Consider the following 15,124-nt stretch of genomic DNA (forward strand, 5'->3'; position numbering starts at 1 on the left):
GGGGGAAGTTAATTAACTCAAAATTCTGTAAGGGCGGGTTTTGCTGTCAACTCTTCTGTTGTGTTCGCAGAATTTTCTGCTCTCACTCGCCCCTACAAACTCAAAACTTTCCTTCTACTGCCTGAACTGAGATTATCTTAAGATTGGTGAACTTATTAGAATTAGACTTTTAGAAAAATGGCAACAAGTGATTTATCTAACTCGCAAGTAAATACAGGCAATCAGCCTCTTCCCAAACTTAATTTGCTGACTATGTTTCGGTTGGCATTATTTCAAATGGGATTGGGTATTTTGGCTGTTTTAACACTGGGAGTTCTCAATCGAGTCATGATTGATGAGTTAGCAATTCCGGCAACAATTACGGCAGGAATATTAGCAATTTCTCAGTTTATGTCACCAACCAGGGTTTGGTTTGGTCAAATGTCTGACAGCAAAACTATTTTTGGTTTTCATCGGACAGGTTATGTTTGGATTGGTGCTGCTTTATTTTCGTTGATATTATCTTTAGCGGTGCAGGTTATTTGGCAATTAAGTGGTTTAGTACAAGCTACTGGACAATGGACTTGGACAACTCAAACTATTGGTTGGACTGCGTTAGCTGGGTTAGTTTTTGCTTTGTATGGTATTGCAACTAGTATCAGTTCTACTCCTTTTTTCGCTCTTTTGGTAGATGTTTCTGATGAAGACGATCGCGGAAAGTTAATCGGGATTGTCTGGTCAATGATGACTGTGGGAATCGCTGTAGGTGGTATTACCAGCAAAATTTTACTGAGAAGATTAGAAAATAATGCTTCTTTGGATGTTGTGCGATCGTCAATTAGCTGGTTTTTTATTGTTGTTCCGGCGATCGTTTTTCTGCTAGCACTAATCGCAACTTTTGGAGTTGAGAAAAAGTATTCTCGCTATACTTCTCGATCGCATTTAATCGCTAGGGAAGATAGCATTACTTTAGGAAAATCGCTGAAAATTTTAACAGCGAGTCGGCAAACAGGTTTGTTTTTTACCTTTTTGCTGGTGATGACAATTAGCTTATTTATGCAAGAAGCTGTTTTAGAACCTTACGGTGGCGAGGTGTTTGGTTTATCAATTCCGCAAACTTCTTTGTTAAATACTTTTTGGGGAATTGGAATGTTAATGAGTTTGGGTGCTACAGGGTTTTTTATTGTGCCTCGCATCGGTAAGCAAAGAACTACTAAACTTGGTTGTTTATTAGTGGCAGTTTGCTTTATTTTGATTATTGCATCTGGATTTACTGGTAATGCCAAAGTCTTTCAAGGTACATTAGTTTTGTTTGGTTTGTCTGCTGGAATTGCTACTACTGGGGCATTGAGTTTAATGTTAGACTTAACCGCAGCAGAGACGGCTGGAACTTTTGTGGGTGCTTGGGGATTGTCTCAAGCAATGGCAAGGGGAACAGCAACGATAACTGGTGGCGCAGTTTTGGATATAGGTCGGACTTTGTTTCAAGTACCAGTGTTAGCTTATGGATTGGTGTTTGCTTTGCAAGCGGTGGGAATGTTGCTGGCAATTGGATTGTTAAGTCGAGTCAATGTCCAAGAATTTCGTACTAGTGCTCGGGAAGCGATCGCAACTCTCATGGAAAACGACCTAGACTAAATATAAGTTTTGATCCAAAATTGTCTTAAACTATTTGGTGATTGGTAAAGTAAATGAACAATTACCATTAACCAATACCAATCACCAAGTTCCCAGATTTATCTAGGAAAAAATCCCAAATCCCAAATCTAAAATCTAAAATCGAATGGCTGACTTTTGGACGGAAATATATAATTTTGCTCAAACAACAACCGCGAGAATTGGTACTAAATTGTTAGCAGATTATGGTCAACTCAAACCAGATTTCAAAGCTGATGGTAGCTTAGTAACGCAAGCTGATAAATGGGCAGATCAAGAAATTCAAAATGCAATTTATGACCATTTTCCCAGTCACGATGTCTTAACTGAAGAAGGAACTCACGTCTTTTCTGGTGCGGAATGGTGTTGGGTAATAGATCCGATCGATGGCACAACTAATTTTACTAGAGGAATTCCGATTTGGGGAATCTCTTTAGGTTTACTTTACCAAGGAATGCCCATTTTTGGTTATGTACATTTCCCCAACATTAATCAATCTTTTCACGGTTATTGGTATGGTAATTCTCAAAGTAATGAATCTAATGGCGCATTTTTGAATAATATCCCGATTCATACTAGTAAAGATGATCCGAGTAATCATCACTGTTTTAATCTTTGTTCCCGCAGTACAGCAGCTTTGCAAAATAATATCCCTTGTAAAATAAGGATGTTAGGTGTGACAACTTATGATTTTCTTTCTGTTGCTACTGGTGCAGCTTTAGGTGGAGTGGAAACTACCCCAAAAGTGTGGGATTTAGCAGGAATTTGGCCTATTGTTCAAGCTGCTGGAGGTGTTTTTGTTAATTTAGGAGAGGATACACCTTTTCCGTTACAAGAGGGGGAAGATTATGGCGATCGATCTTTTCCCACCTTAGTAGTCAGTCGCCCAGAATTAATCCCAACCTTTAAACCTTTGGTAGAATTTTTAGGGAAAAGGTGATTGGGGACTGGAAGTTTATTATCACTAATTTATTGAAAGGAAATAGTTATGGATAATAAGTTAAAAACTAGGTTAGAATATCCCTTAAAAGAAGCTTTACTCAGATTATCAATATCTCCGGTAAAAGCAGATAGAGAAGCTATTGCTAGATTAGAAAGAGAAACAGGTAAGGATATTCAAAAAATTATTCAAGATTTGGATAGTATTGATATTACTCTGCAAGCTGTAGAAGAAAAATTGCAGTTTTCTTCCCATAAAATGAGACTACTTTTTTGGGGTTTATCCTTTGGTTCATTGGTGGGAATTGTGGCTTTGTTTGTGCTACCTTGGGAAAAATTAGCAGTAGCGATCGCACTAGGTTCTATTCTCGGTATTTCTGTCGCCTTTCGCCGTTCTTAATAGGTGATAAATTATGGAAATGCAAACTCTCAAACGTTACTACACCCCCGAAGAATATTTAGAATTAGAAGCAAAAGCAGAATATAAAAATGAATATCGAGATGGGAAAATTGTACCAATGACGGGTGGAACTACTAATCATAATAAAATTGCCCTCAATGTAGCCGCTTTTTTAAAATACGCTTTGAAAGGGCGAAAATATGACATTTATATGAGTGATATTCGTTTGTGGATACCTCGGTATCGACAATACACTTATCCTGATGTAATGGTAATTGAAGGCGAACCTATTTACACAGGAACAAATACAACTACTGTGACAAATCCCTCATTAATTGTTGAAGTTTTATCTAAAAGTACTAAAAATTACGACCAAGGAGATAAGTTTCTTTATTATCGATCGATTCCTGAATTTAAAGAGTATATTTTAATTGACCAAACAAGATATTATGCGATGCAATATAGTAAAACAGTTGATGGAAGATGGTTATTAAGTGAGTATGAATTAGAAAATGCAACTATACAATTAACTTCAATTGATTTAAAAATAAATTTCACCGACATCTACGAACAAGTAAACTTTAATGATAGTGAAGAATAAGTCCGTTGTTCCCACTTCAGTGGGAAAAGCGCTCAAGCACTTACAACAGACATAGAAAAAGGTCTGTTGTTCCCACTTCAGTGGGAAAAGCGCTCAAGCGCTTACAACAGACATAGAGATACATAGTCCGTTGTTCCCACTTCAGTGGGAAAAGTGCTTCAGCACTTACAACAGACATAGAAAAAGGTCTGTTGTTCCCACTTCAGTGGGAAAAGCGCTCAAGCGCTTACAACAGACATAGAGATACATAGTCCGTTGTTCCCACTTCAGTGGGAAAAGTGCTAAAGCACTTACAACAGACAGTTAATTTGACCAAAAGAAATCAGCGATGGGTTGATCCTTTTTTAAAGGCAACTCAGAATCAAAATTTAGTAATATACTTTTCTGCACTAAACTATTACCTAAACGTCTAGCAACGCGACTCGGAATACCATAACCATACACCAAATGTCCTTGTCCAGCCAATACAATTACTGTATGATTTGGATTATTTTTGACAAATTCAGCAATGCTTTCCGCCATTGTTTCGTCCCAAAGAACTTGTGCAGAAAAGAATCTTTCAAAACTTGCACTTGCACCATGTCCACCTTTTTGATGTTGATTAAAAGCATCTGACAACATTTGGCGATACTCGGCGTTATCAGTGCGAATTTCAGAAATAGGAGGAATGTATTTTTTCTCTTCTGGCGTGAGACTTTCTAATCCTTGACTTGAAACTTTTCGGGTGACTTCGCTGGGAGTATTTAAAGCTAAAACTGGGATGCGATTTTCTTTAGCAAAACGCAGAATGGGGGCGTAATATTCCCAAGGAAAACCCCAACGTTTTTGATATTCAGTTTGGGTTAAAAGTTCTTGTTCGGTGATTCTTCCAGCTAGGTATCGATCGATCGCCCCCTGATAAGGACGCTGAAACATTTCCATTGCGATCGCAATTTTCGGCTTTTTCCCATAAATCTGCTGAATAATCTCTAATTGTGCTTTGTGATCTGCTTCGCTAGTATGAGTTTCTCCTAAATAAATCACATTTGTTTTAGTAAGATTCTGGAAAAATTCTTGCGGCGTGTAATTTTGCTGAAATAGAGGACTAGATATTTTTTGGGCGTTTGCTATTGGGATACACAATAAGTTCATTCCTAAGAAACAGGCGCAAAATAAGGCTAGTTTGTTTTGTTTCATAATCTTTTTTAGTACGCAGATTAAAGCAGATAAACGCAGATGAACGCAGATTAATTTAAGGAAATATTTAGATGTTTGCTAAATATCTAATGAGTTTTAAACATACCCCGGTTCCCTTATTTACTCATAGACTGTTTCATCTTCTTTGCGCCATGCAGGATCTACCATGCAAACAAAAATTAATGGTTCGTTGCCACAATTATGAATAAACTGTTTAGCATTGGGAGGAATATAAACAGCATCTCCCGGTTCTACTATTTGTGTTTCTTCATTAATGTGCATTTCACCTTTACCACTGATAATGTAGTAAACTTCGGAAGTTGTTAAAGAGTGAAGTGTAGAAGTTTTTCCTACTGGTAAAGTGGCGTGTGCTAAACTATAACGTAATGCCAAAGGTTGTTTATCAGGATGCAATAATTCGCGGAGAATCGTATTATCTCCAGCAATAAATTCCTCACACTCACTTAGTTTTCTGACTAACATAAATTTACTTTTTTGCTTGATAGTCGTTACAATGTATTGCATCTTCGGTGTTAGCAATTGAAGGATGCACTGTACATTTCAGGCGATAGTCAGCTGTGAAAAACTGACAACCTGTACAGGGTATTTGGTGCATTTTTTTCGCTCTAGAGACGCTATCAGCAAAAGCTGAGAACAAACTCCAAGCAATCATAAATACTAATGACCATGCTAAAACAAAGCAGATCGGTACTAAAAATGGTTGAATTGCATTAACTAGGGGATAAAGCAGTTTAAACACGATTACTTACTGCTGACTAATGGTGAATCTGTACTATCACACATTTTATCTATTTAGCTAGAAATGAAGCATCGTTCGTTGTAAAGACTTTAGTCTTACTCAGGACTAAAGTCCTTACAACGAAAGTTTTTTATACTCCTGCGTGACCTAAAGCTAAACCAGCTACCAACATTCCTAACACTAAGAAAGGTTGAGCACTTGCTTGATACTTTACGTCATTTTTTAGTGGATCGCGCAGGAAATACATATCTTGGAAAGTGATTTGCGGTATTACTAACAACATCAAAATTGTGGCGTACAAATTCTGATGAATATACACGAGATAGCCAGCAATTCCAATTTGGAAAATGTCAATCATTAACACGCAAATCCAAGCAGCGGTGGTGATTCCGAACATTACAGGCAGAGATTGTAGACCTAATTTTCTGTCACCTTCCACACTTTTGAAATCATTAACAACTGCAATTCCTAAACCTGCTAAACTATAGAATAGCGTGAGAATTACAATTGTGGAATTCAGGTCGCCAAATAATGCGTGACCTGCCCACCAAGGCAAAGCAATGTAACTGGCACCGAGAGCATAATTGCCCAACCAACCATTTTTCTTTAACTTTAAAGGTGGCGCAGAATAAATGTAAGAAATGAAAGAACCACCGATCGCTAAAACCGTAATTGTCGGGAAAGTATGACCAGCCCACAAGTCTAACAAATAAGCAACTCCAATTCCTCCTAATAACAAAACCCAAACTTGAGTGATTACTTGAGGAATGGAAATCGCCCCGGAAGGAATGGGACGATATGGTTCATTGATTGCGTCAATTTCGCGATCGTAAAAATCATTTATGGTTTGCGTGTAACCTGCTAACAACGGCCCCGACATTAACATACAAGCAGCCGCAATTAAGACATTTTCTAACGTCCAGGTGTAGTTACCAGAAGAAGCCGCACCACAAACGACTCCCCAAATTAAGGGAATCCAGGTAATCGGCTTCATCAGTTGCAGGCGAATTTTCCAAATATTAGTTTCCCCAGATGCCGCACCTTTCATTCCCAGCATTTGCCGAGTTTTAGCACTGCGACTCGGCGCTAGTTCCGCCTCAATGTTGGGTTGAACATCTACTGGGATTTGTTCGGTTTTTTCTTGAGTAAACTCAGGTTCTGTGAGGTCAGACATTGCTGTTACTAGATTTTCTAGTTAGAAGGAAAGAATTAAATAACTGTTTTGGAATTTTGCGCCCCTCACTGATTGTCCACTCAGTTGGGGAGGTAATTCAATATTGTGGCGTTGATCTCCCGCTTCCAAAGTAACTTCCGGGCCATGTTGGGTGAGTTTAACGTGCTTTTTGTCAAACCCTGGCAAGAATAATTTTACTTGCCTTGCTGCCAAGTCAATTTCCATTGGTTTGGGAACCATTGCCGCTTGGCGGAAATCAGGCATTGCATCTATTAAAGGTTGCCAGTCTTCACCCACACGGTTAGGAATATTACTAATTTGTAGGGGAGCAAATTCAGAAGTTACAGTATTAGTAATGGCAGATTCGCGATCGAACTTTTCGTAAACTTGTTCTAGGTTTTCTGCAATTTCCGCAACCACCGTATCCGGCAAAATCGCTTGATTGAGAATTACCCCACCAACAGTTAAACCCACTTGTTGAGCACTACCCCAAAAATATTTAGCTGTGGCAATGCTGCTTGGGTCGCCTGTAGTTACTAAGTAAACCGCTACTCGATGCGGGTCGGCAATTGCTTTCTTACCTTCCTCTAAAAGATTAGTGGCTTTGTTAGTTTGGGACAAGTTCTCAGGGGTCAGGTTAATATTTAGAACTGTACTAGCAATTGGTTGTAGAAAGGGCAAAAGAGTTTTACCCAAATCAGAATTGCTAAAAATAGTTTGGAAGCGACGCAGATACCAACTGAGAATTTCTGGCATTCCGAACATTCGCAGCGTGTTTTGATCGCCGATGCCATCGTAGACGATCGCATCGTACTTGCCGCTTTTATCATACTCGCGGATCTCATTGAGAGCCAAAGCGCTATCCATTCCTGGTAGGACTCCCAATTCTTGACCGTAGACTTCTTTAATTAAAGGCATCCGCAAGTATTGCGCTTCCAGGTTTTTCACATCTTCCCAACTGCGTTCTAGCAGCAAGGAAGTCTGAAACTGAACCCCATATAAATTGGGACTCAGTTCCTGTGGATCTGAGCTTAAGGTAGCACCCAAAAGCAGACCAAAAGCTGGACTTGTGTCCTGTGTTGCCAGAAGAACTCTTTTCCCCTGACTAGCTAGCTTTTTCGCTGCTGCGATCGCAACTGTTGTCCGACCTGTACCACCTTTGCCCAAAAAAGTCAAAATTAACGACATTTGTCTTCCTTATGCGGTTACACGGGCTTTAATTCATCCTCAAAGAACCAAGTGGTAAAATTGTCCTCAAACTGGACAACTACACCAACTCCGCTGCCATCTACCATTTTGAATGCTTTGATTGTCCCGATCTTACCTAAACGACTAATCACGTTTGCTGGGGCTCTATCCCTAAGACGGCGTACCTGCACTTTTTGACCGATTTCCATTCCAACTCCAATCTATTAACCATACACAGTCTAAAGGTACTCTGGCACTTGGGCAATGGGTTTTGTTGACAAGGAGGGCTGTTTAAGTCTTTTCTATCCATTGATTTTATGCCAGTAGACTTCACAATCCTGATTAACCTGGCTAAAATGTCCTTACCTACAAGAGCCAATGACCCTTACCTTTGTGGTGAAAAGCCAGCTAGCTGCGGTTTGATCCTATAGTCCTAGCAAGCAGGTATTGGTAAGGCGAGGTATTCAAACATAGTGGGCAAAGGTGAAAAGCAATCTCAACCGCTTGAAGGCAATGGGATAGAGGGTGTGTAGTTCACCCAGTAGGAGTAAAACCCTGCAAAGTAAAACCTGAAATCTTTATCTGTGGTTTTATAAGCTATACTGTCTAACTTTAGTAGGAAAAACCAATTTAGTGGCTGGGAACAAAAGCCCAAAGCAACTAATCAGGTTTTCGCGGAGTGTGGTGTGTTGATTGTGAGTGAGGAAACAGGCATTGCTGAGGTCAATGAGAGGAGTTGCCCAAAAAGCAGAAAGGTTGAGCAATAAGCTACCGATTAATGCTTTATGGCGGGCTAAATTAGATCTACTCAGGGCGCTGGTAATCAGAGACTTGGAGGCGCGGCACAAAGGGTCTGTTTTGGGCAATTTGTGGCCTTTACTCAACCAGTTGTCACAATTGCTGATTTACACTTACGTTTTTTCTATTGTTTTAAAAGTCAAATTGCCCTTGCATGGACTACCAGAAAACAACCTTTCTTTTGGATTATGGATCTTCGCTGGATTAATTCCTTGGAATGCGTTTGTAGGTGGGTTATTTCCAGCCGCTAGTTCGGTAATTAATCAACCTAATTTAGTTAAGAAGGTAGTATTTCCTTTGGCTTTGTTGCCATTGGTGCCAGTTTTTTCTGCCTTTGTGGAAAGTACGCTAGGAACGATGTCTTTAATCATTTTAGTCGCACTGACAACAAAGACAATTCATCTTACCCTTTGGCTATTACCACTAATTTGGATTCCCCAGTTACTTTTCACTGCGGGTTTAAGTTATTTAGTGGCAGGATTAACAGTATTTTTGCGTGATATACCGCAAACTTTGGGAGTTTTAACTAATTTATGGTTTTATTTGACTCCTATCGTTTATCCGATTACTGTGATTCCTGAAAAGTTTCGACAATGGGTATTTTGGCTGAATCCATTGACAACGATCGCAGAAATTTATCGAGAGTTAATTTTAAGCGGCACAGTCAAGCATTTAGGAGAATGGGGAATTGTTTTTCTGTTCTCTTTAATTGTATTTTATGGCGGTTTATCGGTCTATCGGCGCTTGCGTCCAGCATTCGCTGATGTTCTCTAACGTTAAATCAAAAACTCCATAATAAATTTCGCTTGTCCACTGAAAAATTAGTTTTTAATAATAGCGGCAATTCCATGACTGAAATCGTAATTTCTCTGCAAAACGTCTCTAAATGCTTCAAGCGTTATGCTCGTCCTGTCGATCGCTTAAAAGAGTTATTATTACCAGGGAGAACTCAAGGTCAAGAATTTTGGGCACTGCGAAATTTGAATTTAGAAATTCCCAAAGGGCAAACATTGGGAATCGTCGGGCGCAATGGTTCTGGTAAAAGTACATTATTACAAATTATTGTCGGTACTCTCACCCCCACCAAAGGTCAAGTTCATATTAACGGCAGAGTCGCCGCACTATTAGAATTAGGTAGTGGTTTTAACCCAGAATTCACTGGCAGACAAAATGTGTTTTTTAACGGTCAATTGATGGGATTAAGCCAACAAGAAATAGCCGAAAAATTCGATGAAATCGCAGCTTTTGCAGATATCGGAGATTTTATCGACCACCCTGTAAAAACCTATTCAAGTGGAATGTTTGTCCGGCTAGCTTTTGCGGTCGCTACTAGCGTCGAACCGGATATTTTAATAGTAGATGAAGCCCTATCAGTTGGTGACGAAGCTTTTCAGCGCAAATGCTATTCGAGAATTCAATCACTTCGCGCCAGAGGTGGTACAATTCTCTTTGTGTCTCACTCAGCAAGTGCCGTAATCGATATTTGTGATGCAGCAATTTTAATGGATAGAGGTGAAAAGTTACTATTCCATCACCCGAAATTTGTCCTTGATAAATATCACAAATTAATGTATGCCCCCGAAGATAAAATTACCACATTACGAGAAGAAATTCGGGAATTACAACACGCTGTTAGCTACGATTCATTTAAACAGCACATTTCGGTAGTTGAGAACAAAACAATTGTTGATGCTACCTGTGAAAGTGTGCCGGAAAATGTTGTAGAGACGGAAATTCGGGAATTTTTAGATCCAGAATTAGTGCCGGAAAATACTATTTCTTATGTACCACGAGGAGCGAAAATAATTAACCCTCACATTACCATGCTCGATGGTACAGTTGTCAACAATTTGGTAGGCAGAAAAGAATACATTTACACCTACTCGGTCGCTTTTTTAAAGCCTGCCGAACAAGTACGCTTTGGAATGTTAATTAAAACTGTCAGCGGTTTAGAACTGGGAGGTTCTTCTTTTACTGCTTCTTCTCAAGAAATTTATCAAGTAGAACCGGAAACAATAGTGATAATTAAGTTCCATTTCAAGTGTTTATTAAACCCTGGAGTGTACTTCTTAAATGCGGGTGTTACAGGTTTAGTTGATGGGCATTTTACCTTTTTGTCGAGACATATAGATGCGGCAATGTTTAGGGTACAACCAGAAGTTGATTCTTACAGTACTGGCATTGTTGACTTAATGATTAAACCGAGTTTAACTATCAACTCGGATTTAACTGAAAAACATCGTGAAGAAATTGAAATTGCCTTGAGCGAACATTTGTAAATAAGTTGTCTTTAGCTAGTTGAAATGGAACCGGAAATTATTAAGCTTAAACAACAGGAAATAATTGCTGAATATGGTGAATGGACTAATCATAACATTCACCTTGGCAATGGAATTTATACAATCAGCGATCGAGGTAATAATTCAGAAATTAAGGTAAGAAGATTCTTACAAATGATAGCTGACACTGTTAATAAACCTTGGGAAAAACTGCGGGTTTTGGATTTAGCTTGCTTGGAAGGTTTATATGCAATAGAACTAGCATTACAAGGGGCGCAAGTAGTAGGTATAGAAGGCAGAAAAGCGAATATAGCTAAGGCAATATTCGCTAAGGATATCTTAGGTTTAGATAACCTTCAGTTCGTCCAAGACGATGTAAGAAATCTCAGTAAAGCAAAGTATGGCAGTTTTGATGTAGTATTATGCTTGGGCATTTTTTACCATTTGGATTTGCCCGATGCTTTTTATTTTATGGAAAGTATAGCCGAGGTTTGTGAGAAATTGGCGATCGCAGACACCCACATAAGCACCAACGCCGAAAAATGCTATCTTTATAAAGATCAGAAATACTGGGGTAGCAGCTATGTCGAACACAGCGATAAAGCAACGCCGGAGGAGAAAGAAAAATCATTGTGGGCATCATTAGATAATCCAACAAGTTTTTGGTTTACCCGCTATTCTTTGTATAACTTGCTAGCATCGGTTGGCTTTACCTCAGTTTATGAATGTCACAATCCCCCAATCATTAATTATGAAAGAAAAAGATTAAACCAAGAAGCAGACCGCAACACATTTTTAGCAATTAAAGGCAAACAAGTCACCTTGAAAGCAACAGCAGTAGAAACCGCGTTAAATGCCCCAAAATGGCCTGAAAAAGCCGATTTAATTCAAACAAAAGCAGGAAATTAACAATGTCTCTGACGTTGATAGTAACAGGAATGCACCGTTCAGGCACGTCGTTGGTAGCTTCATTTATTCAAGCGATCGGAGTAAACTTAGGTGATAGATTGTTCCCATCTGACTATTTAAATCTCAAAGGGTATTTTGAAGACTTAGACTTTTTAGAATTCCAAAGAGAAATTCTAAAAAAATCTTGCCGTAATGAAGAAATCGGTTGGCATGATTGGGGATGGACAGTTAGCGAATTTTTGGATTACAGTAATTTTCATAAATATGTAGAAGCTGCTAGAGAGTTAATTAAAAGTCGCCAGGAAAATTTAAGCGTTTGGGGGTGGAAAGATCCGCGTACAACTTTAATGCTTGATTTTTGGAACGAGTTACTCCCCGATGCGAAATACCTGTTTGTTTATAGACTTCCTTGGGATGTGGAAAATTCTACGCTTCGTCTTAATTGCAGTCTATTTTCTGAACGACAGGATTATGCCCTGAAAATTTGGGCTTATTATAATCGCCATCTTCTCAAATTTTACAAGCAAAATTCAGAACGCTGCATACTTTTTAATGTAAATTCTTGGTTAAATGAACCAAATAAACTGGTTGAATTATTGGAAAATAAATTAGAAATTAACCTGACAAGTTCCTGGAATGAAGATAAATTTCAACAATTATACGACCACACAATATTTAACTGTTTAAATTGGTCAGATCATGCAACGGAATTTTGGTGTTACAACCATCCAGAGTATTTTTCGGTACTATCAGAATTAGATAAAGCTGCCGATATACCGAGTAGACTATTCGGAAAAGATATCAAAATTAATTCAGGGAACGCCAAACCTACGATCGCAAATGACCCGCTCAAACAACCATTGACAAAAGCCAAAGCTACTGGAAAACAAATGCCAATAATAGTAACAGGAATGCACCGTTCAGGCACTTCGTTGGTAGCTTCATTTATTCAAGCGATCGGAGTAAACTTAGGAGAAAGATTTTTCCCATCTGACTATTTAAATGTTAAAGGCTATTTTGAAGACCTAGACTTTTTAGAATTCCAGCGAGAAGTCTTGATAAACTCTTGTCGTACCGAAGAAATCGGTTGGCATGATTGGGGATGGACAACCAGCGAATTCCTAAATTATAGCAAATTTTCCGAATACACAGAACCAGCCAAAGCATTAATCAAAAGTCGTCAAGAAGAAGGGGAAATTTGGGGTTGGAAAGACCCCCGCACTACTCTAATGTTAGACTTTTGGCATCAGTTATTACCAGGGGTAAAATACTTATTTGTTTATCGCTACCCTTGGGATGTATTAAATTCAATTGTTCGGCCCAATTCTTTGATTTTTGCCGAACGTCCTGACTATGCACTGAAAGCTTGGGCGTTTTATAATCGGCATTTGTTAAAGTTTTATCAGGAACATTCAGAACAGAGTATTTTAGTCAATGTTAGTGCCATTATTGAACAACCAGAACGGTTAGTGAAGCTATTAAAAAGTAAGTTTGATTTGCACATTGACGGTAGCGACTGGGAAGCAAAATTTAAACAAATTTACGACTGGCGGATATTTAGCAATTTACCTTGGCAGAGTTCAGTTGTAGAACATATCTATCATAAATATCCAGAATGTTTCAGCCTTTTGGCAGAATTAGAAGCAGCAGCAGATTTACCCGATAATTTTTCTTTGGAATTAGCAGGATTGATAGAAGTGAAGCACACTCAAGTAACAACTACATCAACAGATGAATTAGAAACTGAAATAGCAGAATTGACAAATGAAGAAAACTCAGAAATTCCTGTTTCAGTGGTGATTCCTTGCTATAACCAAGGAGAATTTATCTTAGAAGCAATTTCTAGCGTGGAAAGTTGCCAAGACGCTGTTTATGAAATCATCATTGTCAATGACGGTTCGACGGAACCGTTAACCAAAAAAGTTTTACAATATTTGAAAGATCATGGTTATTTGGTGATAGATCAAAATAACCAAGGATTAGCTAGAGCGAGAAATAAAGGGATTAGCAAAGCTAGAGGGCGCTACATCTTACCTTTAGACAGCGATAATAAGATTAGACCAGAATATCTCACAAAAAGCATCGAAATTCTCGATAAATTTCCCGAAGTGGGCGTTGTTTACGGAGACGTGCAATTCTTTGAGCGAAGAAAAGATATTTTGCCCGTGCCAGATTTTGATATAAATAAACTGGCAATGGGTAACTATATTGATGCCTGTGCCGTGTTGCGGAAACAAGTTTGGATAGATTGTGGCGGTTATGATGATAAGATACCCGATAAATTAGGTTATGAAGACTGGGATTTATGGTTAGGTGCAGCAACTAAAGGCTGGAAGTTCTATCATATTCCTGAAGTCATGTTTGATTATCGAGTCAGAGAAGATTCGATGGTTACTTATTGTCGCATTCCCGAAAATCACGAAAAGTTAGTGCGTTACATATCTACTAAACACTTGGATATTTACAAGAGTAATTTCGCCAACATTTTGGCCCAAAAAGACGCTGCTTTGTTACGAGAAAGACTGCGTAGCGAAGACATGGAATTTCGCTTACAAAAAGCTCAAGCTGCTTGGGAGGAAGCGCGAGAAAAATTAGAACAAATTCAAGTAGCTTGGCAAGAAGCACAAGTCGAAGTTCAGAAAATTCACACAGCTTGGGAAGCAGCAGAATCTGAAGTTAAAAAAGTGCAATCTTTTGGGGAATTTTCTCATCAAGAGTTGCAAAAAATTCACACAGCTTGGGAAGCAGCACAAAAAGAACTGCGATTAACTCATTCTGAATGGGAAAAAGCAGAATCTCATCTGCAAAAAATACAAGCTGAATGGGAACAGGTGCAAGTAGTAGGAAAAGAATCTCAGGCGCAAGTGCAACGCATCCAAACAGCTTGGGAGGAAGCACAAGCACAACTGCGACAAACTAATACCCAATGGCAAAAATCTCAATCTCAAACGGTACAAGTTCATACAGAATGGGAACAAGCACAATTAGAAATTAAAAAAATTTATGAGGAATGGGAAAAATCCCAATCTCAGTTACAACAAACTCATCTAGCTTGGGAACAAGCGCAGGAACAAACAAAATTGATTTACGCTGAATGGGAAAAAGTGCAGTTGCAGTTGCAGCAAATGCAGGGAGAATGGCAAAAAACTAAAGCAGAATTGCAAGAGGCGCAAGCAATTATTAGTCAAAACCAAAGCGGTATATTCGGAAAAATAAAAAAAGCATTGCTAAGGCTGAAGTAAGGAATAATTTCACCAAAAACAAT

Annotated in this window: 14 protein-coding genes; 8 read left to right on the forward strand and 6 right to left on the reverse strand. The window is 38.8% G+C overall.

All coding sequences use genetic code 11. The features are described 5' to 3' along the window. The first annotated feature begins 177 nt into the window (after window positions 1–177). The 4 genes from IQ264_RS10985 (at window position 178) to IQ264_RS11000 (ending at window position 3,575) form a co-directional block, all read left to right on the forward strand. Window positions 178–1,617, forward strand: a complete 1,440-nt coding sequence (locus IQ264_RS10985) for a BCD family MFS transporter (protein WP_193980820.1) — start codon at window positions 178–180, stop codon at window positions 1,615–1,617. A 145-nt stretch (window positions 1,618–1,762) separates the two neighbouring features. Next, window positions 1,763–2,575 carry an inositol monophosphatase family protein gene (locus IQ264_RS10990; RefSeq protein ID WP_193980821.1) on the forward strand — a complete coding sequence of 271 codons (813 nt, stop codon included), beginning with the start codon at window positions 1,763–1,765 and terminating at the stop codon, window positions 2,573–2,575. A gap of 48 nt (window positions 2,576–2,623) precedes the next feature. Further along, window positions 2,624–2,974, forward strand: coding sequence for a hypothetical protein (locus tag IQ264_RS10995; protein ID WP_193980822.1), 351 nt, complete (start codon window positions 2,624–2,626; stop codon window positions 2,972–2,974). Between the two features lie 13 nt (window positions 2,975–2,987). Next, the gene (locus IQ264_RS11000) at window positions 2,988–3,575 is read left to right on the forward strand and encodes a Uma2 family endonuclease (protein WP_193980823.1); all 588 of its coding nucleotides are present in this window, start codon (window positions 2,988–2,990) and stop codon (window positions 3,573–3,575) included. 303 nt (window positions 3,576–3,878) lie between these two features. Here IQ264_RS11000 and IQ264_RS11005 read toward each other — a convergent pair whose 3' ends face one another. The 6 genes from IQ264_RS11005 to IQ264_RS11030 form a co-directional block, all read right to left on the reverse strand. After that, window positions 3,879–4,751: a ChaN family lipoprotein gene (locus IQ264_RS11005; RefSeq protein ID WP_193980824.1), complete on the reverse strand. Its 873-nt coding sequence runs from the start codon at window positions 4,749–4,751 to the stop codon at window positions 3,879–3,881. A 120-nt stretch (window positions 4,752–4,871) separates the two neighbouring features. After that, window positions 4,872–5,234 carry a cupin domain-containing protein gene (locus tag IQ264_RS11010; RefSeq protein ID WP_193980825.1) on the reverse strand — a complete coding sequence of 121 codons (363 nt, stop codon included), beginning with the start codon at window positions 5,232–5,234 and terminating at the stop codon, window positions 4,872–4,874. 4 nt (window positions 5,235–5,238) lie between these two features. Then, window positions 5,239–5,511: a hypothetical protein gene (locus IQ264_RS11015; protein ID WP_193980826.1), complete on the reverse strand. Its 273-nt coding sequence runs from the start codon at window positions 5,509–5,511 to the stop codon at window positions 5,239–5,241. 130 nt (window positions 5,512–5,641) lie between these two features. Further along, window positions 5,642–6,685 carry a chlorophyll synthase ChlG gene (gene chlG / locus IQ264_RS11020; RefSeq protein WP_193980827.1) on the reverse strand — a complete coding sequence of 348 codons (1,044 nt, stop codon included), beginning with the start codon at window positions 6,683–6,685 and terminating at the stop codon, window positions 5,642–5,644. 21 nt (window positions 6,686–6,706) lie between these two features. Further along, on the reverse strand, window positions 6,707–7,873 hold the full coding sequence (locus IQ264_RS11025; protein ID WP_193980828.1) for an ArsA family ATPase: 1,167 nt from the start codon (window positions 7,871–7,873) through the stop codon (window positions 6,707–6,709). Between the two features lie 17 nt (window positions 7,874–7,890). Then, on the reverse strand, window positions 7,891–8,082 hold the full coding sequence (locus IQ264_RS11030) for a DUF2862 domain-containing protein (protein ID WP_193980829.1): 192 nt from the start codon (window positions 8,080–8,082) through the stop codon (window positions 7,891–7,893). A gap of 517 nt (window positions 8,083–8,599) precedes the next feature. Here IQ264_RS11030 and IQ264_RS11035 point away from each other — a divergent pair. The 4 genes from IQ264_RS11035 (at window position 8,600) to IQ264_RS11050 (ending at window position 15,101) form a co-directional block, all read left to right on the forward strand. Then, complete coding sequence (locus IQ264_RS11035; protein ID WP_193980866.1) at window positions 8,600–9,445, forward strand: ABC transporter permease; 846 nt, start codon at window positions 8,600–8,602, stop codon at window positions 9,443–9,445. Between the two features lie 74 nt (window positions 9,446–9,519). Further along, window positions 9,520–10,950, forward strand: coding sequence for an ABC transporter ATP-binding protein (locus tag IQ264_RS11040; RefSeq protein WP_193980830.1), 1,431 nt, complete (start codon window positions 9,520–9,522; stop codon window positions 10,948–10,950). A 24-nt stretch (window positions 10,951–10,974) separates the two neighbouring features. Beyond that, on the forward strand, window positions 10,975–11,859 hold the full coding sequence (locus IQ264_RS11045; RefSeq protein ID WP_193980831.1) for a class I SAM-dependent methyltransferase: 885 nt from the start codon (window positions 10,975–10,977) through the stop codon (window positions 11,857–11,859). 2 nt (window positions 11,860–11,861) lie between these two features. Next, window positions 11,862–15,101, forward strand: a complete 3,240-nt coding sequence (locus IQ264_RS11050; protein WP_193980832.1) for a glycosyltransferase — start codon at window positions 11,862–11,864, stop codon at window positions 15,099–15,101. Window positions 15,102–15,124 lie beyond the last annotated feature (23 nt).

This window comes from [Phormidium] sp. LEGE 05292 (assembly GCF_015207735.1).
Taxonomy (GTDB): Bacteria; Cyanobacteriota; Cyanobacteriia; order Cyanobacteriales; family Aerosakkonemataceae; genus Floridanema.

Coding starts and splice junctions, on each gene's coding strand:
- IQ264_RS10985 (WP_193980820.1), top strand. CDS start 178: ATGGCAACAAGTGATTTATCTAACTCGCAAGTAAATACAGGCAATCAG.
- IQ264_RS10990 (WP_193980821.1), top strand. CDS start 1,763: ATGGCTGACTTTTGGACGGAAATATATAATTTTGCTCAAACAACAACC.
- IQ264_RS10995 (WP_193980822.1), top strand. CDS start 2,624: ATGGATAATAAGTTAAAAACTAGGTTAGAATATCCCTTAAAAGAAGCT.
- IQ264_RS11000 (WP_193980823.1), top strand. CDS start 2,988: ATGGAAATGCAAACTCTCAAACGTTACTACACCCCCGAAGAATATTTA.
- IQ264_RS11005 (WP_193980824.1), bottom strand. CDS start 4,751: ATGAAACAAAACAAACTAGCCTTATTTTGCGCCTGTTTCTTAGGAATG.
- IQ264_RS11010 (WP_193980825.1), bottom strand. CDS start 5,234: ATGTTAGTCAGAAAACTAAGTGAGTGTGAGGAATTTATTGCTGGAGAT.
- chlG (WP_193980827.1), bottom strand. CDS start 6,685: ATGTCTGACCTCACAGAACCTGAGTTTACTCAAGAAAAAACCGAACAA.
- IQ264_RS11025 (WP_193980828.1), bottom strand. CDS start 7,873: ATGTCGTTAATTTTGACTTTTTTGGGCAAAGGTGGTACAGGTCGGACA.
- IQ264_RS11030 (WP_193980829.1), bottom strand. CDS start 8,082: ATGGAAATCGGTCAAAAAGTGCAGGTACGCCGTCTTAGGGATAGAGCC.
- IQ264_RS11035 (WP_193980866.1), top strand. CDS start 8,600: ATGAGAGGAGTTGCCCAAAAAGCAGAAAGGTTGAGCAATAAGCTACCG.
- IQ264_RS11040 (WP_193980830.1), top strand. CDS start 9,520: ATGACTGAAATCGTAATTTCTCTGCAAAACGTCTCTAAATGCTTCAAG.
- IQ264_RS11045 (WP_193980831.1), top strand. CDS start 10,975: ATGGAACCGGAAATTATTAAGCTTAAACAACAGGAAATAATTGCTGAA.
- IQ264_RS11050 (WP_193980832.1), top strand. CDS start 11,862: ATGTCTCTGACGTTGATAGTAACAGGAATGCACCGTTCAGGCACGTCG.